The organism is Streptomyces sp. SID13726 (assembly GCF_010548375.1).
Classification (GTDB): domain Bacteria; phylum Actinomycetota; class Actinomycetes; order Streptomycetales; family Streptomycetaceae; genus Streptomyces.
In genome coordinates, this window is the sequence record NZ_JAAGLY010000269.1 from 1 (window position 1) to 515 (window position 515).

General features: G+C 77.5%; 1 pseudogene. It reads right to left on the minus strand.

What is annotated here, in order from left to right:
• Positions 1-439: pseudogene (locus G3I78_RS47565) on the minus strand (class I SAM-dependent methyltransferase); the annotation flags it as partial.
• Between the last annotated feature and the right edge of the window lie 76 nt (positions 440-515).

A 515-nucleotide genomic window follows, 5' to 3' on the forward strand; every position in this document is an offset into this window, starting at 1 on the left:
CCGGGGCCAGCCGGGCGCACAACCGCTCCCACACCGCCGCGACCTGGTCCTCGTCGTACTGGCGCAGCACGTTCGCCGCGCGGATCAGCGTCGGACGGGCACCGCCCTCCAGCGGCACCTCGAACCCGCCGTGCCGGAAGCTCAGCCCCTCCCGCTCGTACGGCTTCGCCCCCGCGACCCGCGCCGGCTCGATCTCGATGCCGACCACCCGCACCCGCGGCGCCGCCTCCCGCAGCCGCGCCAGCAGCTCCACCGCCGTCCACGGCGCGGCCCCGTAGCCGAGGTCCACCGCGACCGGGTCCTGCGAGCGCCGCAGCACCGGCCCGTGCGTCGCCGCGATCCAGCGGTCCATCCGGCGCAGCCGGTTCGGATTCGTCGTCCCGCGCGTCACCGTGCCCACGGGGCGGCGCGGGGGCGGGGCGGCGGAGCGGGAGGACATGCGCCGAGGGTAAGCGGAGCGCGCCCGCCGGATGAAAACGCCCCCGCGGCACGAAAGGGGGCCACCGCACGAAAGG